We start from the raw sequence: 23,766 nt of genomic DNA on the forward strand, positions 1-23,766 counted from the left end.
TACGTCACCGCGATGATCGGCGGCCAGCTCTTCGGCCTGCCGATCTCGCGCGTCCAGGACGTGTTCATGCCCGAGCGCGTCACCCGCGTGCCGCTCGCCTCGCGCGAGATCGCGGGCGTCNTGAACCTGCGCGGCCGCATCGTCACCGTGGTCGACATGCGCGCGCGCCTCGGGCTGCCGAGGCCCGAGGACGGCAAGGTGCCGATGGCGGTCGGCGTCGACCTGCGCGGCGAATCCTATGGCCTCTTGATCGACACGATCGGCGAGGTGCTGCGCCTGCCCGAGGACGGCAAAGAGGAAAACCCCGTCAACCTCGACCCCCGCATGGCCAAGCTTGCCGGCGGCGTCCACCGTCTCGACGGCCAGCTCATGGTCGTCCTCGACGTCGATCGCGTCCTCGAACTCGCGCCCGAGATGATGGCTGCCTGAGACGACGGTCGGCCCGCCGAGAGACCTGCAATTGGAAGTGTCCCGCCGGGGACAGGAAGTAGAGGCTCACATGAGAACTTGTCTCGTCGTTGATGACTCCAGTGTCATCCGCAAGGTTGCGCGCCGCATCCTGGAAGGCCTCGACTTCCAGATTCTCGAAGCCGAGGATGGCGAGAAGGCGCTGGAAGCTTGCAAGCGCGGGCTGCCCGATGCCGTGCTGCTCGACTGGAACATGCCGGTCATGGACGGCTACGAATTCCTTGGCCATCTGCGCCGCATGCCCGGCGGCGACCAGCCCAAGGTGGTGTTCTGCACCACCGAGAACGACGTCGCGCATATCGCGCGCGCGCTGCACGCCGGTGCCAACGAGTACATCATGAAGCCATTCGACAAGGACATCGTGACGGCGAAGTTCCAGGAAGTCGGCCTGATCTGACCGTGCTGCCCGGGGGCTGAACGGATCCTTCGGCGTTTGTTTCAACTGAACCGTTCCAGTCTGAGTTGGTGAGTAATGAGTGTTGCGTTCGCTGGAAATTCGGCCATCAGTCCGTCGCGGGAAGGGCCACTGCGCGTGATGATCGTCGACGATTCCGTCGTCATCCGCGGTCTGATCTCGCGCTGGATCGGCGCCGAGCACGACATGGAGGTGGCGGCCTCCTTGCGCACCGGACTTGAGGCGGTCAACCAGCTCGAACGCATCAACCCCGATGTCGCCGTGCTCGACATCGAAATGCCCGAACTCGACGGCCTCACGGCGCTGCCGCAGCTTCTGGCCAAGAAGCGCGATCTCGTCATCATCATGGCCTCCACGCTGACCCGCCGTAACGCGGAGATCAGCTTCAAGGCGCTGTCGCTGGGCGCGGCCGACTACATTCCGAAGCCGGAATCGACCCGCGAGGCCTCCGCCGCCGATATATTCCATCACGATCTGATCCAGAAGATCCGTCATCTCGGCGCGCGGCTGCGCAGGAAGGCGGCGGTCGCAAGCCCGTCGCTCGCGCCCGCGAGCCCGGCTCCGCTTGCGCGTGAGCCCGCCGCGCGTCCTGCAGCACCGGCGCCGGCCGCACCGACGGCCTCAGCCGCTTCGCTCGTCAAACGCTCGTTTTCGACGCAGGCCCCGAAGGTGCTGTTGATCGGCTCCTCGACCGGCGGGCCGCAGGCGCTGATGTCGCTGGTGACCGATCTCGGTCCGGTGATCGATCGCTTCCCGGTGCTGATCACCCAGCACATGCCGCCGACCTTCACCACCATTCTCGCCGAGCATATGGCGCGCTCGAGCCGCAGGCCCGCGCATGAGGCGATCGATGGCGAGGCGGTGAAGCCGGGCCAGATCTATCTCGCGCCGGGCGGCAAGCACATGCGCGTGGTGCGGAGCGGCGCTGAGGCCGCGATCGCGCTCGACGACGGACCTGCGGTGAACTTCTGCAAGCCTGCGGTTGATCCGCTCTTCACTTCCGCCATCGACCTCTGGCACGGCGGTATTCTGGCGGTGATCCTGACCGGCATGGGCTCGGACGGCATGCGCGGCGGCAAGGACATCGTCGCCGCCGGCGGCAGCGTGATCGCGCAGGACGAAGCCACCAGCGTGGTATGGGGCATGCCGGGTGCGGCCGCGAATGCCGGCATCTGCGCCGCGATCCTGCCGCTCAATCAGATTGCACCGAAGGTCAATCGGCTGTTTTCGGGAGACCGGTCGTGACGCCGATGGATTATGAATACCTGCGCAAGTTCCTGAAGGAACGTTCGGGCCTCGATCTCTCCGCCGACAAGACCTACCTGGTCGAGAGCCGGCTCATGCCGCTCGCGCGCAAGGCAGGCCTCGCCGCCATTCCTGATCTCGTGCAGAAGATCAAGAACGGCGATGCCAGGCTCGCGACCGACGTGGTCGAGGCGATGACCACCAACGAGACCTTCTTCTTCCGCGACAAGATCCCGTTCGATCATCTGCGCGACACCATCCTGCCGGGCCTGATCCAGGCGCGCGCGGCGCGCAAGAGCCTGCGCATCTGGTCGGCGGCATCGTCGACCGGGCAGGAGCCCTATTCGATCGCGATGTGCCTGAAGGAGAAGGGCGCGGCGCTCGCCGGCTGGCGCATCGAGATCGTCGCGACCGATCTGTCGCAGGAGGTGTTGGAGAAATCCAAGGCCGGCGTCTACAGCCAGTTCGAGGTGCAGCGCGGCCTGCCGATCCAGTTGCTGGTGAAATACTTCACCCAGTCCGGCGACATCTGGCAGCTCAATGCCGACGTCCGCTCCATGGTGCAGTTCCGCCAGCTCAACCTGCTCCAGGACTTCTCGCATCTCGGCACGTTCGACGTCATCTTCTGCCGCAACGTGCTGATCTATTTCGACCAAGACACCAAGGCGGTGATCTTCGAACGCATGGCAAAGAGCCTCGAGGCGGATGGCACGTTGCTGCTTGGGGCCGCCGAGTCCGTCGTCGGCATCACCGACGCCTTTCGTCCCGTCGCCGACCGCCGCGGTCTCTACCAGATCAATCCGGCGCGCGGCGCGCGTCCGGCGGGTGCGCCGATGCTCGCAGGCATGAGGATCGCCGCGGCGCGGTGAGGTGCCTTCTTCCCTTCTCCCCTTGTAGGAGAAGGTGGCGCGAAGCGCCGGATGAGGGGTTGCTTCCGCGAACTCAAATGCGAGAGGTCAATCGCGGAGAGAGACCCCTCACCCGCCTTCGCTTCGCGAAGGCACCCTCTCCCGCAAGGGGAGAGGGTAAGAATGCCCGCCTCACAAGATCGCGTGCGGCAAGAATCGCGAGCTGTTGCCGGTGATCGGGCTTTCGTCCTCACGGATCGACAGGCCGCAGGGCTCGTGATTCACGAGCCAGCTTCCGACCACGGGATAGAAGCCGGAGAAATTCGGGAGCGGCGAGAGTGCCTGGCGGACAAAGCCTTCGGCGCCGTAGGGGCCCGTGTGCTCCTCGAGCGGCGCGCCGCCAGAGACCAGCGTGACGTTGGCGCCTTCGCGCGACAGCAACGGCTTGCGCACGTAGGAGCTGCCGAGTTCGGCGGCTCGCGGATCATCCTCGAAGAAGGCCGGCAGCAAATTGGGATGGTTCGGAAACATCTCCCACAGCAGCGGCAGGATGCCCTTGTTGGAGAGCACCGCCTTCCACGGTGGCTCGATCCAGCGTGTCGGCGCCTCCTTCAGCTTGGCGCCGAAGGCGTCGTGGAACATCCATTCCCAGGGGTAGAGCTTGAAGGCGAGCGTGATGTCGCGATCGTCGAGATCGACGAAGCCGCCGCCAGCCTCGCGCCAGCCGATCTCCTCGATGTCGAGCAGCGTCGTCGATAGCCCTGCCTGGCGCGCGGTGTCTTCGAGATAGGCGAGCGTGCCGGCGTCCTCTTCGTTGCCGGTCGTGCCGGTGAGATGCAGATGCTGGCCTGCCGCAATCGCCTTCCAGGCCTCGATCAGCCGCTCATGGATGGAGTTGAACTGGTCGGCGCGCGCCGGGATGATGCGCCGCTCGATCGCCTGTTCGAGCCAGGTCCATTGAAACACCGCGGCCTCGAAGATCGAGGTTGGCGTATCAGCGTTGTATTCGAGCAGCTTGGCCGGCGACGTGCCGTCGAACTTCAGGTCGAGCCGGCCGTAGAGGCTGCGGTCGTCGCGCTCCCAGCTCTCGGAGATCAGGTCCCAGAAGGCCTCCGGGATCTTCAACCGCTCCAGCAGCCGCTCATCGATGATGATGCGGCCGGCGAGCTCGATGCACATCGCGTCGATCTCGCCGGTCGGCGTTTCGACCCCGCGTTCGATCTCGTCGAGCGTGAAGGCGTAATAGGCGCGCTCATCCCAATAGCGCTCACCGTCGATGGTATGGAAATCGAAGCCGCATTGCTGCGCGGTTTGCTCCCAGTCGTCGCGCTCGGGACAGACGATCCGCTGCATGCGCTAGCCGCCACCGTGGCCATGACCACCATGGCCGCCATGGCCGTGCCCGCGGACGACATGCAGCGTGCCGCCGAAGCCGCCATAGGTGGCGGGCCCGCAATAGGGTTGTCCGTCGATGCCGGGAACGGCCGTCATTCCGGGTCCGCAGTCATAGGGCCGCCGCACAAATCCCATCGAGACCGCGCTGACCGCGGCACTCCCCATCAGGGTCAGCACGACCCGTCGCGAACGTTTCATGTTGCTTCCTCCCGACGCCAATCAAGCAGACCGGCCAAAGGCGGTGAATTCAAAACGTGGCTCGGCTCAACCGCCTCCCGAGAAGCCGAAGGCATGCGCGGACGAGCCGAAGCCGCCCCGCGTCACACCGCCGGAGCCGCTGCTGTAGAAGCTCGATCGCGACGACCAATGGCCACCGCCGCCGCCGCCGCTCGACGAGCAGGCCGCCATGCCGGGCTGGTCGCAGTTCTGCCGCGGTATCAGTGTGTAGGCGGCGGTGCCGACAGCGATCGCGCCCATCACCAGCAATGCGACCTCGCCGGAGCGCTTGACCGGCTCCTTCGGCGGCAGCGGCAAGGGCTGAGGATGGCGCTTGCCGAAATCCTTGTTGGGGCGCTTCTCGGCCATGGTCAGTAGATCATGCAGGCGGCGTTGAGCAGGCCTGCGGCGAGCGAGGAAAGGCCGAGCCAGATCGCAGGCGCCATGTCGCCCGCGGCGATCCGCGCCGACAGGTTCGGCACCGGCACCTTCACGACGTAGAACACCACGACCTGGACGATCAGCGCGATGAACGCCCAGATCAGGCAGTCCAGCACGTTGGCCGAATGTGCGATGGCACTGACCAGCGGTGCAACGAAGCCGAGCAGGCTCAGCCCCAGCGCAATCGCGGCGGCCGGATCATTGTCGCGGATGAGCTGGAATTCGTTGTGCGGGGTGATGCGGGTGTAGACGAACAGATAGGCCACGATCGCCACCAGCCCGGTGCAGAAATAGACCAGAAAGGCTGGCAGGCCAGCAAGCGATTGCAGGATCATCGTTCCCCCGGTGTCAGGCCAGTATTCGTCGGCAGACCGAGGATACCGGTTCAACGGTTAGAGGGGGATGAAGCTCTGTTCGTATCCTCCAAAAACGAAAACCCCGCCATTTGCGGCGGGGTCCAGTCGGGGAGGAGCGAACCACCTGGGGCTCGCGACGGAAGGAAGATCAGGCGGGGATCCGCTCGTCGGCCTCGTGCGGCTCGCGCAGCACGTAGCCGCGGCCCCACACGGTCTCGATGAAGTTGCGGCCTTCGGAGGCGTTGGCGAGTTTCTTGCGGAGCTTGCAGATGAAGACGTCGATGATCTTCAGCTCCGGCTCGTCCATGCCGCCATAGAGGTGGTTGAGGAACATTTCCTTGGTGAGGGTCGTGCCTTTGCGGAGCGAGAGCAGCTCCAGCATCTGGTATTCCTTGCCGGTCAGATGCACGCGCTGGCCGCCGACTTCCACCGTCTTGGTGTCGAGGTTGACGACGAGGTCGCCGGTCTGGATGACCGACTGGGCGTGGCCCTTGGAGCGGCGCACGATCGCGTGGATGCGGGCCACCAACTCGTCCTTGTGGAAGGGCTTGGTCATGTAGTCGTCGGCGCCGACGCCGAGACCCTTGACCTTGTCCTCGATGCCGGCGAGGCCGGAGAGGATCAGAATCGGTGTCTTGATCTTGGAGACCCGGAGCTGCTTGAGCACGTCGTAGCCGGACATGTCGGGCAGGTTGAGGTCGAGAAGAATAATGTCGTAATCGTATAGCTTACCGAGATCGACGCCCTCTTCCCCCAGGTCGGTCGTATAGACGTTGAAGCTTTCAGACTTCAGCATCAGCTCGATCGACTGCGCGACGGCGCTGTCATCTTCTATCAGCAAAACGCGCATGCCAGTTCCCCATAGTCGCCGCTCCGGGCGTCAGGTCGGCCGCATTCGCGGCACTCAACAAAACGCCTTTGAACAACTGATTCGGATCCTGACGTCACATGGTTAACAAAGTCTGATTCTGGAACGCAAGACCTCACGGTGCAATTTTTGTCGAATCGCCCTAAGATATTGCGCAGAAGCAGTTTTCGTCACCCGGTTCCGTTCAAGTCCCACTTTAAGAGACGGGCCTAACCGACTCTCGCGACTCCCCTTCTTCTGCCGGGCAGGCGCTCAGTCACAAAGACAGTGACGCAATGATTAATGATGCGGGTAAACACGAAGTTAAGCGCCGTTCAGAAATGTGGCGAAATTTAAGGGTTTCGTCATGAAGGGCATGAAAGCCGGATCATGAAGGCGCTTGCGGAGCAGATCGGGGACATCGACGGCGTCAATATATACGGCCGCGTCGTCGGCGTGCGCGGCCTGATGGTCGAGGTCGCTGGTCCCATTCACGCGATGTCGGTCGGCGCGCGGCTGGTGATCGAGACCGGCGCGAACCGCTTCATTCCCTGCGAGGTGATCGGCTTTTCCGGCAACAACGCTGTCGTGATGCCGTTCGCGGGACTCGAGGGCGTGCGGCGCGGCTGCAAGGCTGTCATCGCGAATGCCGCCAACCAGGTGCGGCCGTCGGCGGCCTGGCTCGGCCGCGTCGTCAATGCGCTGGGCGAGCCGATCGACGGCAAGGGGCCGCTGCTGCAGGGCACCTCGCCGATGCCGTTCCGCAATTCGCCGCCACCTGCGCATTCGAGGAAGCGTGTCGGCGCGCCGCTCGATCTCGGCGTCCGCGCGCTCAACACGTTTCTGACCTGCTGCCGTGGCCAGCGGATGGGCATTTTTGCCGGCTCCGGCGTCGGCAAATCCGTGCTGCTGTCGATGCTCGCGCGCAATGTCGACGCCGATGTCAGCGTCATCGGCCTGATCGGGGAACGCGGCCGCGAGGTGCAGGAGTTCTTGCAGGACGACCTTGGCGAGGAGGGCCTGGCGCGCTCCGTCGTCGTGGTCGCGACATCGGACGAGCCGGCGCTGATGCGGCGGCAGGCGGCGTATCTGACGCTTGCGATCGCCGAATATTTTCGCGACGAGGATCAGGACGTGCTGTGCCTGATGGACTCGGTGACGCGCTTTGCCATGGCCCAGCGCGAGATCGGCCTCTCCGCGGGCGAGCCGCCGACCGCCAAGGGCTATACGCCGACAGTCTTCACGGAGCTGCCGAAGCTCCTGGAGCGCGCAGGTCCCGGCATGGGGGTCGGTGCCATCACCGCGATCTTCACGGTGCTGGTCGACGGCGACGACCATAACGAGCCGATCGCGGACGCCGTCCGCGGCATCCTCGACGGTCACATCGTGATGCAGCGTTCGATCGCCGAGCGCGGGCGCTACCCCGCCATCAACATCCTCAAATCGGTCTCCCGCACGATGCCGAAATCGGCCGACCCGCAGTTCTGGCCGACCATTCAGAAGGCCCGCCAGGTCATGGCGACCTATGCCGACATGGAGGAACTGATCCGGCTTGGCGCCTACCGGGCGGGGTCCAGCCCCGAGGTCGACGAGGCGATCCGGCTCCATGAGCCGCTGGAGGCCTTCCTGCGCCAGCGCAAGGACGAAAGTGCCGGTTTGGCGGACGGCTACCGCCAGTTGGCGCAAATCCTCCAGAATTTGGAAACGGAACGCTAACTTTGTCAGGCCATCATCCGCTCCACAGAGTAGCAGAGCCGGTCGGGGCCCAATTTCGGGATCGGGGAGACCGGTGTTGTCCCACGTGCAGCTAGGGGACTTCTGGGGAGTACGAGTCGATGAAGTCACGTGAAACGCTCATTCGCCTGAAGAAATTTCAGGTCGACGAGAAGCGCCGCAGGGTCACCCAAATCGAGAGCATGATCGCGGACTTCCAGCGCATGTCTGTCGATCTCGAGCGCGAGATCCTGACCGAGCAGGAGCGCGCCGGGATCAACGATCCCTCTCATTTCGCCTATCCGACCTATGCCAAGGCCGCGATCCAGCGCCGCGAGAACCTGACCCGCTCGGCCGACGAGCTGAAGGGCCAGCTCGAAGAGGCCAAGGGCGCGCTGGCCGAGGCTTTTGAGGAATTGAAGAAGGTCGAGCTCCTGGACGAGCGCGACCAGGCGCGCGAGCGCGCCGAGGAGAGCGCCCGCGAGCAGGCCGACCTCGACAGCATCGGCCTGATGCGCGCCCGCATGGGCGCCATCGCCTAAGGCTCTCAAAGCCCCACAGCCAGGGAATTGCGTGAGCCCGGATCCCGAAAGGGTCCGGGTTTTTCGCGTGCGATGTCCACAGTGTGGCGCCCGGCCCCTTGGTGGCGGGCTTTGCTGCGCGCTATGGTGGTGGAGTTTGCAGGGGCCTCGCGGGAAAGCGACGGGGCGGTGCGCGTTGGGGGACTGAATGCTGACGCCAGCAGATCTGGTCTGGCTGATCGCAGCGGTGGCGAAGGGCGACGAGGCGGCTTTCGAGCGCCTCTACGGCGCCACGCGCGCGAAACTCTATGGCGTCGTGCTCCGTATCTTGCGCCGACAGGATCTCGCAGAGGAGGTCATTCAGGAAACCTACGTCAAGATCTGGAACAGTGCGGGCCAGTTCAATCCGGCGCTGTCCTCGCCGATCACGTGGATGGCGTCGATCGCGCGCAACCGCGCCATCGACCTGGTGCGCAAGAAGACCGAAGCCTCGATCGAGGAGGAGCCTCAGGCGATGGAGGTTGCCGCCGACAGCCCCGATCCGCTCGCGCGGCGCGAGATGACGGAGGAGTTGAAGCGGCTCCTGGAATGTGTCGGCCGGCTCGAGCCGGATCGCCAGAAGCTCGTGCTTCTCGCCTATTACAACGGCTGGAGCCGCGAGCAGTTGGCGGAGAAGTTTTCCGCGCCCGTCAACACGGTGAAGACGTGGCTGAGGCGCAGCATGATGGATATCCGGGAGTGCCTTGGATTGTGAGTCTTGGGTTGTAATTGATGGCCTACTCTGAGGACCATATTGCGCTCGCCGCGGAATACACGCTCGGCACACTCGATGCCGACGAGCGCGCGCAGGTCGAGACCATGATGGCGGTGGACAAGGAGTTCGCCGGCCTCGTGCAGGCCTGGCAATTGCGGCTGGGCGTGTTGAACCAGATGGTCGGCTCGGTCGAGCCGCGGCCGATCGTGTGGGAAAACATCAAGGCTGCGATCGGACCGATCCGGGCAACAGAGGAGCCGCAGGCGCCGCCTGAGGCGCCGACCTCTCCACCGCCCGAGGTGCCAGAGCCGCCGGCGGAGCCGGAAGCTGCGTCCGACATCGCTCCGCATTTCGTGCCGCAAGTCCATGCGCCTGATTTCACCGTCTCGCAGGTGCCGATCGTTGACGACACCAACGTCATCTATCTCGAAGGCCGCGTGAAGCGCTGGCGCAGCATCGCTTCCGGCCTCAGTGCGCTTGCCGCTGCGCTCTTTGTGGTGCTGTCGCTTCAGATCCTGCGGCCCGATGCGCTGCCTGGCGCGCTCCGTCCAGCGCCGCAGGTTCAGACCGTCGAGGTGAAGACGCCTGCCGCGCCGCTTGCGCCGTCATCGCAATATGTCGCGCTGTTGCAGGGACAGGGTGGCGGCCCCGCCTTCATCCTCACCATCGACGGCGCGACCAAGAATTTCACGGTGCGTAAAGTGGGAGCCACTCCGGAGCCGGGCAAGAGCTTTGAGCTCTGGCTGATCTCCGACAAGCTGCCGCGCCCGCGCTCGCTCGGCGTGATCAATAATGGCGACTTCACCGCGCGCCCGGTGCTCGCCGGCTACGATGCCGACGTCATCAATGCTGCCACCTACGCCGTCACCGTCGAGCCGGCCGGCGGCTCGCCCAGCGGCCAGCCGACATCCGCGCCGGTGTTTTCTGGCAAGCTGATCGAGACCGTGCCGCCGTCCCAGCCGCAGGCTCCCGCGAAGAAGTAGTTTGCCGCGCATGTAGCCCGGGCGCGCGAAGCGATCCGAGGACATTCGATCCCGCACATTGCTTCGCTCATGCTGGCTACGCGCCGAACTCCGTAGTTCTCCGGTGCGCAATGTCGCCATGGTCCGTCTTGCCGTCGTATTCCGACAAGCTGAGTGGACTCCGACGCCCGATTTGAACCTCCTCCCGTTTCACCGCGTCAAATGCGCGCGATTGGGCAGTCCCGGCGTCGTTCGTGCCGGAGTGAAGGGGCGAGATATCGAGATGGATCCAGCGAAGCCGCCGGGCATCTTCATTCATCAGTATACGGGGCTGCCGAGCGGTCCGGCGTTCGAGCACTGGCGCGACCGGGCTTTCGGATCGTGCGGGCTTGACGTCGCACCGAGCCGCGGCGACAGCATCGATTGCCGCCTCCAGGTCAGCCTGGTCGGCAACATCGTGCTCGGGATTCCCGAGGGCGCCTCCGCGCAGTTCTCGCGCACGCAGGGCGGCCTCGCCGACGGCTGCGACGATCTCGTGCTGATCTCGGCGCATTCGGGGCTCGTCCGCGTCCAGCAGAGCGGCCACACGCTCGAGCTCGAGCCGTCGCAGATGGTGCTCGCTGATCTCAGCGTCACCGGCGCAGTCGGCCATACTGAGCAGGATGGTTTCACCACCATCCGCATGCCGCGCCGCGCGCTGCTCGAGATCAATCCGCGCGCCGAAGACAAGATCTCGCAGGTCCTTTCGGACGGCGCCGTCGCCGAAACCATCACGCGCTATCATGCGCTCGCCGCCAATCACGCGCCGCATCTCGATGCGGTCGGCCAGCGCCTCACCGCGCAGCACATGGTCGATCTCGTCGGTCTCATGCTCGGCACCGATGCCGAGCACGCCGCGCTTGCCCGCGGCCGCGGCCACGCTGCCGCGCGTCTCGATCTGATGCGCGCTGACGTTATGTCGGCGCTCGGTCGCAATGATCTCAGCCTGTCGGAAGTCGCCGGACGCTCGGGGCTCAGCCCGCGCCAGGCGCAGCGCCTGTTCGAGCAGGCCGGTACCACCTTCACCGAATTCGTGCTCGAGCAGCGCCTGCTGCTTGCGCGAAAGCTGCTGCAGGATCCGCGATCGCGCGCACGCAAGATCAGCGACATCGCGCATTCCTCGGGCTTTGCGGATCTGTCCTATTTCAACCGCGCCTTCCGCAAGCGGTTCGGGTCGACTCCATCGGAGCTGCGCGAGGTGTGATCGCGGCGATGTCTGCAATCATGTCGTGAATTCGCCGCCGGCGCACGCCGCGCGTGAAATTGAGACGTTTTGTCGCCGTCAAAAGCGGCAAAGCGCTTCATTGCGAAGCTGCTTTCACGCGCCCGCGAAACACGCCTGAAACATTCACCTCGCATCATCACCAGATTGACGAGAGCCGCGGCGGCGCTTTTCGCGCGCGATTGTGCCGAGCGCCGGCGAGCTTTGCCGGTGTTCGAAGCACGTTTTTGAAGAAGTCATTTTGAAGGTCACACTGACGTGACCGGGAGGGTCTCATGGGCGGGTTCATTGACCGGCCGTTTGCCCTGCTTGCATTGCTGATGTCTGGTCTTTCGGCGCCGCTTGCGGCGGCTCAAACCATTGAGCAGGCTCCGACCAGCCTGGCATTGGCGAGCACTGATGCGGCGATCCTGGACATGCGCCTGTCAAAGCCGCTCTCGCGCGGCGAGGAAGCGGCGCTCAGGCCGAAGGATCGCTTCAGGGAATGCGCGCATTGCCCCGAGATGGTGGTCGTCCCCGACGGCACCTTCATGATGGGTGCGAGCGCAGGCGAGATGGGCAGCACCGAGGACGAGCGGCCGCAGCACTGGGTGACGGTGCAGCGCTTCGCCGTGGGAAGCTGGCCCGTCAGCGTCGACGAATGGAGCGCCTGCGTGGCGGCCAAGGCGTGCAGTCCGCATCCGACCGAGCCGGAGCACGTGCGCGATCCGGTGACCGGGATCCTCTGGCAGGAGGCCAGCCACTATGTGCAGTGGCTGTCGCGTTTGACGGGCCGCCCGTACCGGCTCCTGAGCGAAGCCGAGCGCGAATACGTCGCACGCGCCGGCACGACCACCGCGTTCTGGTGGGGCGATGGCGCCGATCCGCATCTTGCCGACATCGCGGCGGCCAATCTGGTCGCCGATGTCGGCATCGTGACGATCGCGACCACGGCATTCACGCCGCCCCCGGCCAATCCCTTTGGCCTCTTCGAGGTCCATGGCGGCGTCTACGACTGGGTCGAGGACTGCTGGCACGACAACTACGTCGGCGCGCCGAATGACGGCTCGGCGTGGATCGCGGATGACTGCAAAGGCCACGTCCTGCGCGGCGGCGCCTTCAGCCGCGCGCTCCAGACCCGCCGCTCCGCTGCGCGTCTCTGGTTTGGCCCGCCGAACCGGATGAGCTATATGAGTGTGCGCGTGGCGCGGACGCTGGGGCCGTAGGCGGCGCGGACAGGACTTGCGCAGCAGGACTTGGAATGGCGCGTATCGTCGTGCTCGGTGCTGGGTTCGCGGGCCTGTGGGCCGCCATCGGCGCTGCCCGCAAGCGCGACGAGATCGGTGCGGCCGGCAGCGACATCGAAATCCTCGTCATCGACCGCAATCCCTATCATAACATCCGTGTGCGCAACTACGAAGTGGATCTGAGCGAGGTCGTGCTTCCGCTGTCGCAGCTGCTCGATCCCGTCGGTGTTGATCACAGGCTCGGTGACGTCGAAACCATCGACGTCGCAAGAGGCACCGTCACCATCGCCGTGAACGGCGCGCACGACGTGGTTGTCTATGATCGGCTGGTGCTGGCGCTCGGCAGCGGGGTGCCGCGGCCGGACATTCCCGGTCTCGCCGCGAATGCGTTCGATGTTGACACTTATGCCGCTGCCGCCAAGCTCGAGGCCCATCTCGCCGCGCTAGGCCGCAGCGCGCCGGCGCCGGGACGAACGACGGTCGTGGTGGTCGGCGCCGGCTTCACCGGCATCGAGGTCGCCGCCGAGATGCCGGACCGGCTCGCGCGCGCCGGCATCGCCGGCGGCCGCATCATCCTGGTCGATCCGAACCCGGTGGTCGGCGCGACCATCGGCGAGCGCGCCCGTCCCGTCATCAGCGAGGCACTCGCAGCGCTCAATGTCGAGACCCGTCTCGGCGTGCGGGTCGAGGCGATGGATGCGGCCGGCGTCCGCTTGAGCTCCGGCGAAGTCATTCGGACGCAGACGGTGATCTGGTGCGCCGGCATGCGTGCAAGCCCGCTCGCCGCGACGCTGCCGGTCGAACGGGACCGTCTGGGGCGTATTCTGGTCGATCCCTTCATGCGGGTTGCCGATCTCGCCCACGTCTTTGCGGCCGGTGACGTTGCGTCCAGTTTGGTCGACGGGCTGCATGCGACCGTGATGTCCTGCCAGTTCGCGCGCCCCATGGGCCGCTTCGCCGGCCACAATGTGATCGCCGATCTCGTCGGCCAGCCGCTGCTGCCGCTGCGGATCGACTGGTACGTGACCGTGCTCGATCTCGGTGGCTGGGGCGCGCTTTATACGGAAGGCTGGGACCGCGAGGTGCGCACGACCGGGGCCGCGGCGAAAGCAACGAAGCAGATCATCAATCACCAGCGCATCTACCCGCCGCTCACCGGCAGGAAAGAAGACTTGTTCGCCGCAGCTGCGCCAACGGTGCAGGCGGCGCCGGCGAGGAAGTAACCGCGCCTGGCGTGGACAGGCGCGCTGCATTTTCGGTGTCATCGTCCGCGAAAGCGGACGATCCAGTATTCCAGAGACAGCGCGAGGATACGGAGAAGCCGCGGCGTACTGGATTCCCCGCTTTCGCGGGGAATGACAAGCGATGGGTGGGGAGATGTGGTGTGCTGTCTCGGCGGCGAACATCACCCGCAGAGAAATCGTCCCCCCAGAAATGAGAAAGCGCCCGTGGGGGGCGGGCGCTTTCTGTAGTCGACTTGGGGTTGGGGTCGTCTACATATCCACATGGCGACTTTGGGGGGCTGGTAAAGAGCCACGTGAATTCCTGAATTCCGTCAAATCTCCTTAGCGAACCAGTGAAGCGTTCGAACTGGTGATCACAACCGGCTTCCCGGCCTTGATGACGCGGGCGGTCTGGGTCATGCCGTCGTCGGAACCCGATCGCGCCGTAATGCTAAGGCCCGCCACTGCGACGCCAGCAACGAGGGCGACGACCACGATCTTAAGATGGGTCGATCGATCCGCGCTGTAGATCGAGTGGTTCATGGAAGCCTCCTGCCGCCATCTACCGAAGTAGTCGCCGGCTTCATCGGCGAGGTTCATGCCTTCGGTACCCAACAACCTAGTATTGCGGGGATTCGTTCCCAAGAGGCGATCACAAGGGCGTGAAAAGACGTGAACGGTCGCGATCGAAAGATCGTAACCGTGAATATTTATTCAGGTAACTCAGTCTGTTAGCTGGCTGTCGCGAGTTCCTGAGCCAAATCAGCGAGTTGCCCCAAAACTACAAAAACCATTTGCCTGTGGCGAAAAAACACAGACGAAATTCGGGCAAATCAGAAGCAAATCAGATGCTTCCAACCGTTTTCAGTCGTGCCCGCGGATGGATTTCCGCCTGCGACAGCACGGTGGTTTGGGCGCGGAACCGCTCCACCAGGGAACGCACGAAGGGACGAATTGCCGCAGAGGTGACCAGCACCGGCGCCTCGCCCTCGCGTGCCGCACGCTCGAACGCCTCGCGCACAGCGGTCATGAACTCGGAGAGTTTCGAGGGCTGCATCGCAAGGCTGCGCTCCTCGCCCTGGCCGATGATGGATTCGGCAAAGGCCTGCTCCCATCTCGCCGACAGCGCGATCAGCGGCAGGTAGCCGTTGTAGGAGGTGTTCTGCGCGCAGATCTGCCGGGCGAGGCGGGCGCGGACATGCTCGACCATGGTCGAGGGATTGCGCGAGAAGGCGAGCGAGTCGGCGATGCCTTCGAGGATGGTCGAGAGATCGCGGATCGAGATGCGTTCGGCGAGCAGGAGTTGCAGCACGCGCTGAATGCCGGAAATGGTGACCTGGCCAGGCACGATGTCCTTGACCAGCTCGCTCTGCTCCTTCGGCAGCTCCTTGAGCAGCTTCTGCACCTCACCATAGGACAGTAGATCAGACATATTCGTCTTGAGCAGTTCGGTGAGGTGGGTGGAGAGCACGGTTGCGGCGTCGACGACGGTGTAGCCCTTCAGCGACGCCTCTTCCTTGAGGCTGGCATCGATCCAGGTCGCGGGCAGGCCGAACGTCGGTTCGGTGGTGTGGATGCCCGGCACCTGCACCTGGTTGCCCGCGGGGTCCATCACCATGAACTGGTTAGGCCAGATCTTGCCGGTGCCGGCGTCGACCTCCTTGATCTTGATGATGTAGGTGTTGGCTTCGAGCTGGACGTTGTCGAGGATGCGGACGGCCGGCATCACAAAACCCATCTCGATGGCGAGCGAGCGGCGCAGCGCCTTGATCTGCTCGGTGAGGCGATCGGTGCCGTCGGGGCCGTTGACGAGCGGCAGCAGCGCATAGCCGAGCTCGATCTTGAGATCGTCGATCTTGAGCGCTGCGGAGATGGGCTCCTCCGCCGCTGCAGCGCCGGGCGCGCCCGGCGTTCCCTGGGCGGGCGCGGCCTTGGCGGCTTCCTCGGCCCTGGCCGTGGTCCGCTTGTGGTTGCGCGCCGACCAGGCGAGCGCGCCGGCGCCGGCGCCAAGCGCAAGGAAGGGGATGGTCGGGATGCCCGGCAGGATCGCCAGCACGATCATCACCGCCGACGACATCGCGAGCGCCTGCGGATAGCCGGAGAACTGTTTCATCAGCGCCTTGTCGGCGGCACCGGAGACGCCGGCCTTGGAGACGAGCAGGCCCGCCGCGGTCGAGACGATCAGCGCCGGCACCTGCGTGACGAGGCCGTCGCCGACGGTCAGCAGCGTGTAGCTGCGCCCGGCGTCGGCGAACGAGAGGCCCTGCTGCGCGACGCCAATGATCATGCCGCCGACGACGTTGATGAAGACGATCAAAAGGCCGGCAATGGCGTCGCCGCGGACGAATTTCGAGGCACCGTCCATGGCACCGAAGAAGCCGCTCTCGTCCTCCAGTGCCTTGCGGCGTTCCTTGGCGACCTTCTCGTCGATCAGGCCGGCGGAGAGATCAGCGTCGATCGCCATCTGCTTGCCGGGCATGGCGTCGAGGTGGAAGCGCGCCGCGACCTCGGCGATGCGGCCCGAACCCTTGGTGATGACGACGAAGTTGACGATGATCAGGATGGCAAAGACGATGATGCCGATGACGAAATTGCCGCCCATCACGAAGCTGCCGAAGGCTTCGATGACGTGGCCCGCCGCATCCGTGCCCTCATGGCCGTGCGACAGGATCAAGCGGGTGGAGGCCATGTTGAGCGACAGCCTGAGCATCGTCGAGATCAGCAGGATGGTCGGGAAGGCGGAGAATTCCAGCGGTGCCTGAATGAACAGCGACGTCATCAGGATCAGGATCGAGAGCGTGATCGAGATCGCCAGGAAGAGGTCCAGCACGATCGAGGGCAGCGGCAGGATCAGCACCACCAGGATGGTGAGGATGCCGAGCGCCAGCGCGATGTCGCCGCGCTTGAGGATGTTGCCGATCTCGGTGAGGGAGGGGAGGCCGGGCTTGGGGGCGCCTACACCTTGACCCGCGGTGACGTCGACCATGGTTGCTGCCTCCCCCCGCGATTGGCGCCCACGCGCGCCAAACGTCTGCGCGGCGGCCGATGGGCCACCGTTTCGAAAGTGAGGCACCGCACTGGCGTCCACGGGAGCTCCCGTTTTACGCGGCCGACGACACTCGACTTCACCCGGCAATTTTTGCCCGGTGTATGGTTAGCAAAGGGTTAACGAGGAGGGTGGGAGAGGTGCGAAATGGGGCCTTACGGCCGTCATTCCGGGGCGATGCGAAGCATCGAACCCGGAATCTCGCGATTCCGGGTTCGGCTCTTCGAGCCGCCTCGGAATGACGGTGGCGGAGGGTGTGCCTACTTCGCCTTCTGCATCTTCGTCACCGTATATCCCGACGCCGCCTCCTCGGCCTCGAAGGTGACCCTGTCGCCGACCTTGACCTGTCTCAGCACCGCCGAGTCCTTGACGCGGTAGACCATGGTCATCGGCTCATCCATGCCGAGGCTTTTCGCTGGTCCGTGCTTGAGCGTGATCTTGCCCGCGCTCTCGTCGATCTTCTTGACCTCGCCGCTGATCGCGGCGCCCTCGGCCGCGAGGGTGCCGCGAGACAGGCCGATGCTCAGCGCCAGCGCAGCGGCGATGCGGATGATGCGGTTCATGGGAGTCTCCATAGCTCACTTCACAGTGACGCGGCCGACCATGCCGTAGTCGCGGTGGTCGGGGATCAGGCAGGAAAATTCGAACGTGCCGGCCTTGGTGAATTTCCAGACGATCTCGGTCGTCTTGCCCGGCGCGAGCCGCACGCCGTTGGGGTCGTCGTGCTCCATGTGCGGATGCTTCTTCATCACCTCGGCATGCGCGAGATTCTCTCTGGTGGTCGCGAGCAGGAATTCATGGTCCTCCTTGCCGACGTTGCGCAGCACGAAGCGGATCTGCTCGCCGCGCTTGACGGTGATGCGCGAGGGCTCGTAGGCCATCTCGCTCAGCGCGATCTCGATGATGCGCGCCGGCTTGTTGGGATCGCCGGGCTCGCCGGCGGAAAAGGTCTCATGGGCGTGATGCTCGTGTGCGAGTGCAGGCGCGGCGAAAAGCGAAAGTGCCGCAAGTAGGATCATCGTCGTCTTCTTCATCTTGTTCTCCAGTTGGTGGTCGTCAAAACGTTCGTTCACATCTTCATTTTCTTCATCGGTGCGTTTTGCTGCCGTGCCGGCTCCGCGGCAGGTGAGGCGACCTCATAGGCGACGGTGCCTTGCGGGAATTGATAGGGGCTGGGGTCGCTGTAATCGTCGCGCGCGAGGTTCTCGCGGATCTTCATCACCGTGAACATGCCGCCCATCTCGATCGGTCCGAACTGGCCTGAGCCCGTCATCATCGGCAGCGTGTTGTCGGGCGCGGGCATCTCCATGTTGCCCATCGCCATGCCCGACTGGCCCATCACCATGGCGTCGGGCGCGAGCTTGCCGACCGCACGCGCGAGATCCTTCTTCGAGACGCCGATGAGATTGCGCAAGTCGTGGCCCATCGCATTCATGGTGTGATGCGACTTGTGGCAGTGGAACGCCCAGTCGCCGGGATTGTCGGCGAGAACGTCGAACACGCGCACCGCGCCGACCGGAACGTCGGTCGTCGTCTCCGGATATTGCGCGCTCTCGGGAATCCAGCCGCCGTCGGTGCAGGTCACCGCAAAGCTGTGGCCGTGCAGATGGATCGGATGGTTGGTCATGCTGAGATTGCCGATGCGCACGCGCACCTTGTCGCCGAGCCGCACCGGCAAGGGATCGATGCCGGGAAACACCCGCGAATTCCAGGTCCACATGTTGAAATCGGTCATCTCGTTGACCTTCGGCAGGTAGGTGCCGGGGTCGACGCGATAGGTGCTCATCACGAAGACGAAGTCGCGGTCGACGGGACGGAAATCTTGATCGCGCGGATGCACGACGACCATGCCCATCATGCCCATCGCCATCTGCACCATCTCGTCGGAATGCGGGTGGTACATGAAGGTCCCGCTCTTCTTCATCTCGAACTCGTAGACGAAGGTCTTGCCGGGTGGGATGTGCGGCTGATTGAGCCCACCGACGCCGTCCATGCCGCTCGGCACGATCATGCCGTGCCAGTGCACGGTGGTGTATTCGGGCAATTTGTTGGTGACGAAGATGCGGACCTTGTCACCCTCGACCGCCTCGATCGTCGGCCCCGGCGACTGGCCGTTGTAGCCCCAGAGGTTGACCTTCATGCCTTCGGCGAATTCGCGCACGACGGGCTCGGCGACGAGATGGAATTCCTTCCAGTCGCCGTTCATGCGGAACGGCAATGTCCAGCCGTTCAGCGTGACGACGGGGCGATAATCGGGGCCGTTGGTCGGATGCCGCGGCGGCTGCATCACCACCTTGTCCATATGCGGGGCTTCCGGGATCGATGCGGCCTGGACGCTGCCGCTGATTGCTGACGCGCTTGCGAGCGCGGCGGTGCCCAAAAATCCTCGGCGGGAAAACATGTCGGCCTCCATCTCAGTGCACGCCATCGGCAGACGCCGCCGCGGCGATGGTCGTCGAATTATCGGTGCCGCCCGCAGGCAGACCGCCGCCGTTGACGGCGGTCTGCAACTCGGACTGCGCGAGGAAGAATTTCTGCTTCGCGTCGATCGCCCCGCGCAGCGAGGCGAGGCGCTGGCGCGCCTCGGTCAGCAGCGCGAAGATGTCGACCTGCATGCTGGAGAAGCGGAGCTGCATCTCCTCGGTGATGATCTTGCGCAGGGGCAGGATCTCTCGCTGGTAGTGGCTGGCGATGTCGTAGGTCGAGCGATAGGCACGGTAGGCGTCGCGCGCCTCCGATCGCACATTGACCGCCCGCTCGGTGAGCCGATTGAAGGCGAGATTGTAGGTTTCGGTCACCTGCCGCACGCGCACCTCGCCGCCGTCGAAGATCGGGATCTGGAACTGCACGTCGAAGCCCCGCTCGCGGAACGGCGCGCCTTCAGGATCCTGGGTGCGGCGGGAGATGCCGGCGAGATCGAGCAACGTGACGAAGCGCGTCGCTTCGGTGAGATTGAGCGACTTTGCCAGCGCCGTGAGCTCGAGCCGCGCGATCTGCAGGTCGATGCGATGGGCGACCGCATCGGTCTCGATCGAGGGCAGCGCGAGCGGCCGGCGCGGCAGCGGCGGCAACGCGTTGGGCAGGCGGAAGTCGAGCCCGTCGTCCCACAGACCCATCAGCCGCGCGAGCCGCTCCCGCGCACTCGTTGCGGCCTGGCGGGCGGTGGCGAGATCGGCGGTGGTCTCGGCATAAAACACCTGCTCGCGGGCCTGATCGAGCTTGTTTATCGATCCGGTCTCGCCCAGCTTCACGGCGAGCTGCGCGGTGGACTCCGCCGTCGACTTCGCATCCGTCAGCAGTGCCACCATCTCGTTGGCAGCAACGGCGCGGACATAGGCGCGGCGCACGTCAGTTGCGAGCCGCAGCGTTGCCAGTGCCGCGCGCAGCTGCGCCTGGCGGAAACGGTCGCGGGCGATGTCGGAGCGGAACGGCAGTGTCGCCAGCGCCAGGATATCGCCGACGACCTGGCGCTCGACTTCGCTGGCGCCATTGCCTGAAATCCGCAAGACCGAAAAGACCGGATTGGGCGGCAGGCTTTGCTCGACGAGATCGGTCTCGGCCAGCGCCAGCTCGTTATAGGCAGCTTGCAGCCCCTTGTTGTTGAGCAGCGCGATCTGCACGGCGGCATCTGCGCTCAACGTCCGTGACAGCAGGCGGCGAACGCCCTCGTTGACCGCGTCGGCGCCTTCGCCTGTTCGCACGAAGGCAACATCCTTGTTGATGGTCCGGCTGGTCAAGTCCGCAACGGTGGTCATGCCGCTGTCCGGCGAGAACGCAGCGCAGCCGGAAAGACCAAACGTGGCGAATGCGAGCAGGCCGCGCGCGAATGGGTGTGCCATGGCCGCTCCTACTGGTCCGATTTCGCTGGAGGCGCGACGCTGTCGTTGCGTTCGCGCCATGGTGCCGGCATCGCCGGTCGCAGGCTGCTGTAGGGCGCGATCGTCGAGCGGTAGCCGACGCGCGCGACCTTGGCCGCGGGATCGACGGGATCGGCGCTCGTCAGCGGCGCGGTGGTCGCGGGCATGCAGCCGGACAACGCGAGCGCCGTTACGGCCAGGATCGGCCAGATGAATCCTAAGTGCCGTCCGCGCGCCGCAGATGCAGCGGCAAACTTCGCTCCGAGAAGCGTAAGCATGGGTAATCCCTGAACTGTCTGATAACCACGAGCCCGCGCGCGCGCAAAAATGCGCGAGGCCTCAAATCGTGACGTCAGGTCAGGCGATGGGAGGACGGTAGAGCAGGGGTGGCGCCTCGCTGTGCAGGCTCACCGCGATCTCGGGCGCACAGGCGGAGATCGGCTGCACCGGTTTGGCGACGTCGGGCAGGGCGGCCGGCAGCGCGCTCGCGCACATCATCGCGCAGCAGGGGCCGGGTGTGCCCTTGCCGTCATGATGATGTTGTGCGGGTGCATCCTGCGCAGCGGTCTGGTGATGCTCATGCGCAGCGGCATGATCATGGCCGCCATCGGCGTGCATCTGGCTCGCACCGTGATGGTGCTCCGGCGCGAGAACGACCGTCTGCACTTCATCGCCAAGGCACGGTGCGGGACCGCTGCCCCAGGCAAGGGCTGCTGCCGGCGCGAGGACGCAGAACAGATAGGCGAGAGCGACGAACCGCCCCACCTTGATCCGCATTGATCGCGTCAATTGCAACAACATCCCGTCGACATGCCCATTGCGCGGCAATGATGCACACGCAGATTGCAAACTAATGGCAAAGCGCGGTTCCGCCAAGCTCTTCTTACCGCAGCGCACCGCGCATGCCCAATATCGCAGCATGATGCTTGACCGCAAGGCGGTCAGCGAAGAAGGTCGCGCCGTGCACGCGCCAAATCACCCGCAGCGACCGGCCGGCTTCACCCCTGATTCGCGTCAGGCCTGGGTGCGGCTCGTGCTCGCGCTCGTGATCGGATCGATCGGCGCGGTCGGCATGTGGGCGGTCGTGGTCGTGATTCCCGTGGTGCAGGCCGAATTCGTGGCCACGCGCGGCGCGGTGTCGCTGGCCTTCACGCTCATGATGTTCGGCTTCGGCCTCGGCGGCGTGATCGCGGGCAAGATCACAGATCGCTTCGGCATCGTGCCGGCGATGGCGATCAGCATCGCCTTTCTCGGCGTCGCCAACGTGCTGGCCGGGCTGTCGACCCAGCTCTGGCAGTTCGTTGCGGTGTATTTCCTGATCGGGCTCGGCACATCCGCGACCTTTGCGCCGCTGATGGCGGAAGCCTCGCACTGGTTCGAACGCTATCGCGGGCTTGCCGTGACGATCGTGGCAAGCGGCAACTATGTCGCGGGTGCGATGTGGCCGCCGATCGTGAATTGGGGCGTGCAGACCCTCGGCTGGCGCATGACTCACATTGGAATTGGCATCGTCTGCGCGAGCACGATGACGATGCTGGTAATGGTCCTGCGCGCCCGGATCGGCGACGACAAGGTTCGCAATCACGCCAACGCGCCGCCGCCGCGCGTCGATCTCGGGCTGTCGACCAACACGCTGACGGTGCTGCTGTCGATCGCCTCGATCTCCTGCTGCGTGGCGATGGCGATGCCGCAGGTCCATATCGTGGCCTATTGCGGCGATCTCGGCTACGGCGTGGCGCGTGGCGCGGAGATGCTCTCGCTGATGATGGGCTGCGGCATCGTCAGCCGGATCGGCTCCGGCTACCTCGCCGACAAGATCGGCGGCATTCCCACGCTGCTGATCGGCTCGCTCGCGCAGGCCTTTGCGCTCGTGTTCTATTTGTTCTTCGACAGCCTCTCCTCGCTCTATCTGATCTCCGCGATGTTCGGTCTGTTCCAGGGCGGCATCGTGCCGAGCTACGCCATCATCGTGCGCGAGGCGATGCCGGCGAGCGAAGCGGCGACCCGCGTCGGCATCGTGATCTTCGCCTCCGTGTTCGGCATGTCCTTCGGCGGCTGGGTGTCGGGCCTGATCTTCGATGCCACCGGCTCCTATGCCGCCGCCTTCGCCAATGGCGTGGCGTGGAACGCGGTTAACATCGCGATCGTGGCAATGCTGTTGATCCGGTCAAGGATGAATTCAGTGAAGGCTGGCCCCGGCTTTGCCACCTGACGCCAGGGGGCGACCCGGACGGTGCTCTCCAATAAAAACTCGAAAAACAACCCCATGCAAAGTAGGGACCGCCATCGAGAGAACTACGGATTTACAGAAATTAGCTTGACGCGTCGGGCAAATCAGGAGTAAAAGAGCATCATCGCGCAATCTGCAAACGACGAAAGGTGCCCGCGTGAGAATGGGCACGGTTTGCGCCTATCAGCGCGCACCGCTTCAGCCGTCATTTCAGGGCGGGAGCCCGTTGGCGAATGTGATCGGCTCGATATCCACTACCGTTGACGCGCGTGAGCGTCGGCTTTTTTGAGGCCAAGCAGAAGTTTTTTCGTTCAATCAGAGCAATTCCGATTTTGACCCGAGGAGAAATTGCTCCCCCTGAACCACCGCATCAAGCTTGGCCTGCGCACGAAGACGGTAGGCTCGCGGCGTGGTATCATTGCCATCGGTCGGCGGCTCTCCGGAGAGAGGCAGATGCCAGCCACAATCGGACGGCGAGAGTTGATAGCCGCAGTTGGTGGTGTCGTCGTCGCTTGGCCATTGCCTGCGCCCGCGCAGCAGCAGCCCATACCCGTCATCGGTGTTGTGCTTCTCGCCAAGCGTGGGGAAAATACGCATTTTGAGGACGCATTTCGTCAAGGCCTGACGCAAGCTGGTTACGTCGAAAAATAAGGATGTCGTCATAGAATGGCGGTGGGCGGAAGGCCGTAACGAACGCTTGCCGGGCATATTGGCCGAACTGGCCGGTCGTCGGCTTGCTGCC

At 64.7% G+C, this 23,766-nt stretch carries 26 protein-coding genes; 12 read left to right on the forward strand and 14 right to left on the reverse strand.

What is annotated here, in order from left to right; all coding sequences use genetic code 11:
- From YUU_RS0142340 to YUU_RS0142355, 4 genes are all read left to right on the forward strand, one after another.
- On the forward strand, window positions 1-429 hold a 429-nt coding region (locus YUU_RS0142340), incomplete at its 5' end, for a chemotaxis protein CheW (RefSeq protein ID WP_027527623.1).
- A gap of 70 nt (window positions 430-499) precedes the next feature.
- The gene (locus YUU_RS0142345) at window positions 500-865 is read left to right on the forward strand and encodes a PleD family two-component system response regulator (RefSeq protein WP_007600538.1); all 366 of its coding nucleotides are present in this window, start codon (window positions 500-502) and stop codon (window positions 863-865) included.
- A 75-nt stretch (window positions 866-940) separates the two neighbouring features.
- Window positions 941-2,128 (forward strand): chemotaxis response regulator protein-glutamate methylesterase, encoded by a 1,188-nt coding sequence (locus YUU_RS0142350; protein ID WP_027527624.1) that lies wholly within the window; start codon window positions 941-943, stop codon window positions 2,126-2,128.
- A complete protein-coding gene (locus YUU_RS0142355; protein WP_027527625.1) occupies window positions 2,125-2,997 on the forward strand; it encodes a protein-glutamate O-methyltransferase CheR in 873 nt (290 codons plus the stop codon). The genes YUU_RS0142350 and YUU_RS0142355 overlap by 4 nt, the downstream gene beginning before the upstream one ends.
- A gap of 171 nt (window positions 2,998-3,168) precedes the next feature.
- Here YUU_RS0142355 and YUU_RS0142360 read toward each other — a convergent pair whose 3' ends face one another.
- From YUU_RS0142360 to ctrA, 5 genes are all read right to left on the reverse strand, one after another.
- Window positions 3,169-4,329, reverse strand: coding sequence for a glutathionylspermidine synthase family protein (locus YUU_RS0142360; RefSeq protein ID WP_027527626.1), 1,161 nt, complete (start codon window positions 4,327-4,329; stop codon window positions 3,169-3,171).
- Window positions 4,330-4,332: 3 nt separating this feature from the next.
- Window positions 4,333-4,569: a hypothetical protein gene (locus tag YUU_RS0142365; RefSeq protein WP_027527627.1), complete on the reverse strand. Its 237-nt coding sequence runs from the start codon at window positions 4,567-4,569 to the stop codon at window positions 4,333-4,335.
- 66 nt (window positions 4,570-4,635) lie between these two features.
- Window positions 4,636-4,956 (reverse strand): hypothetical protein, encoded by a 321-nt coding sequence (locus YUU_RS0142370; protein WP_027527628.1) that lies wholly within the window; start codon window positions 4,954-4,956, stop codon window positions 4,636-4,638.
- A gap of 2 nt (window positions 4,957-4,958) precedes the next feature.
- Complete coding sequence (locus YUU_RS0142375; protein WP_027527629.1) at window positions 4,959-5,363, reverse strand: DUF350 domain-containing protein; 405 nt, start codon at window positions 5,361-5,363, stop codon at window positions 4,959-4,961.
- 169 nt (window positions 5,364-5,532) lie between these two features.
- A complete protein-coding gene (gene ctrA / locus YUU_RS0142380; RefSeq protein ID WP_016848562.1) occupies window positions 5,533-6,234 on the reverse strand; it encodes a response regulator transcription factor CtrA in 702 nt (233 codons plus the stop codon).
- A gap of 387 nt (window positions 6,235-6,621) precedes the next feature.
- On the opposite strand from ctrA, the gene fliI reads away from it, so the two are divergent.
- The 7 genes from fliI to YUU_RS0142415 all read left to right on the forward strand — a co-directional run bounded on the left by fliI (window position 6,622) and on the right by YUU_RS0142415 (window position 13,891).
- Complete coding sequence (fliI, locus tag YUU_RS0142385) at window positions 6,622-7,947, forward strand: flagellar protein export ATPase FliI (protein ID WP_027527630.1); 1,326 nt, start codon at window positions 6,622-6,624, stop codon at window positions 7,945-7,947.
- Between the two features lie 119 nt (window positions 7,948-8,066).
- Complete coding sequence (gene fliJ, locus YUU_RS0142390) at window positions 8,067-8,486, forward strand: flagellar export protein FliJ (protein ID WP_027527631.1); 420 nt, start codon at window positions 8,067-8,069, stop codon at window positions 8,484-8,486.
- A gap of 187 nt (window positions 8,487-8,673) precedes the next feature.
- Window positions 8,674-9,219, forward strand: coding sequence for a sigma-70 family RNA polymerase sigma factor (locus YUU_RS0142395; RefSeq protein WP_027527632.1), 546 nt, complete (start codon window positions 8,674-8,676; stop codon window positions 9,217-9,219).
- A 17-nt stretch (window positions 9,220-9,236) separates the two neighbouring features.
- Complete coding sequence (locus YUU_RS0142400; RefSeq protein ID WP_027527633.1) at window positions 9,237-10,202, forward strand: anti-sigma factor domain-containing protein; 966 nt, start codon at window positions 9,237-9,239, stop codon at window positions 10,200-10,202.
- A 262-nt stretch (window positions 10,203-10,464) separates the two neighbouring features.
- Entirely contained in the window at window positions 10,465-11,424 is a 960-nt protein-coding gene (locus YUU_RS0142405) for an AraC family transcriptional regulator (protein ID WP_027527634.1), read from the forward strand.
- 293 nt (window positions 11,425-11,717) lie between these two features.
- The gene (locus tag YUU_RS0142410) at window positions 11,718-12,647 is read left to right on the forward strand and encodes a formylglycine-generating enzyme family protein (protein ID WP_051390217.1); all 930 of its coding nucleotides are present in this window, start codon (window positions 11,718-11,720) and stop codon (window positions 12,645-12,647) included.
- Between the two features lie 35 nt (window positions 12,648-12,682).
- Window positions 12,683-13,891, forward strand: a complete 1,209-nt coding sequence (locus tag YUU_RS0142415; protein WP_027527636.1) for an NAD(P)/FAD-dependent oxidoreductase — start codon at window positions 12,683-12,685, stop codon at window positions 13,889-13,891.
- A 342-nt stretch (window positions 13,892-14,233) separates the two neighbouring features.
- Here YUU_RS0142415 and YUU_RS0142420 read toward each other — a convergent pair whose 3' ends face one another.
- The 8 genes from YUU_RS0142420 to YUU_RS0142455 form a co-directional block, all read right to left on the reverse strand.
- Window positions 14,234-14,434: a hypothetical protein gene (locus tag YUU_RS0142420; RefSeq protein ID WP_027527637.1), complete on the reverse strand. Its 201-nt coding sequence runs from the start codon at window positions 14,432-14,434 to the stop codon at window positions 14,234-14,236.
- A gap of 301 nt (window positions 14,435-14,735) precedes the next feature.
- Window positions 14,736-16,877 (reverse strand): flagellar biosynthesis protein FlhA, encoded by a 2,142-nt coding sequence (gene flhA, locus YUU_RS0142425; RefSeq protein WP_027527638.1) that lies wholly within the window; start codon window positions 16,875-16,877, stop codon window positions 14,736-14,738.
- A gap of 320 nt (window positions 16,878-17,197) precedes the next feature.
- A complete protein-coding gene (locus YUU_RS0142430; protein WP_027527639.1) occupies window positions 17,198-17,500 on the reverse strand; it encodes a copper-binding protein in 303 nt (100 codons plus the stop codon).
- 15 nt (window positions 17,501-17,515) lie between these two features.
- Window positions 17,516-17,971: a cupredoxin domain-containing protein gene (locus YUU_RS0142435; RefSeq protein WP_027527640.1), complete on the reverse strand. Its 456-nt coding sequence runs from the start codon at window positions 17,969-17,971 to the stop codon at window positions 17,516-17,518.
- A 35-nt stretch (window positions 17,972-18,006) separates the two neighbouring features.
- On the reverse strand, window positions 18,007-19,338 hold the full coding sequence (locus YUU_RS0142440; RefSeq protein WP_035664891.1) for a copper oxidase: 1,332 nt from the start codon (window positions 19,336-19,338) through the stop codon (window positions 18,007-18,009).
- Between the two features lie 13 nt (window positions 19,339-19,351).
- Complete coding sequence (locus tag YUU_RS0142445) at window positions 19,352-20,776, reverse strand: TolC family protein (RefSeq protein WP_027527642.1); 1,425 nt, start codon at window positions 20,774-20,776, stop codon at window positions 19,352-19,354.
- A gap of 8 nt (window positions 20,777-20,784) precedes the next feature.
- Entirely contained in the window at window positions 20,785-21,072 is a 288-nt protein-coding gene (locus YUU_RS0142450) for a hypothetical protein (protein WP_027527643.1), read from the reverse strand.
- A gap of 79 nt (window positions 21,073-21,151) precedes the next feature.
- Complete coding sequence (locus YUU_RS0142455) at window positions 21,152-21,595, reverse strand: hypothetical protein (RefSeq protein ID WP_027527644.1); 444 nt, start codon at window positions 21,593-21,595, stop codon at window positions 21,152-21,154.
- A gap of 121 nt (window positions 21,596-21,716) precedes the next feature.
- On the opposite strand from YUU_RS0142455, the gene YUU_RS0142460 reads away from it, so the two are divergent.
- Complete coding sequence (locus YUU_RS0142460; RefSeq protein ID WP_035664893.1) at window positions 21,717-23,006, forward strand: MFS transporter; 1,290 nt, start codon at window positions 21,717-21,719, stop codon at window positions 23,004-23,006.
- A 333-nt stretch (window positions 23,007-23,339) separates the two neighbouring features.
- On the opposite strand, the gene YUU_RS0142465 is transcribed toward YUU_RS0142460, so the two are convergent.
- On the reverse strand, window positions 23,340-23,766 hold a 427-nt coding region (locus YUU_RS0142465), incomplete at its 5' end, for a hypothetical protein (RefSeq protein ID WP_210164195.1).

Origin of the sequence: Bradyrhizobium sp. Ec3.3, assembly GCF_000472925.1 — a bacterium.
Lineage (GTDB): Bacteria > Pseudomonadota > Alphaproteobacteria > Rhizobiales > Xanthobacteraceae > Bradyrhizobium.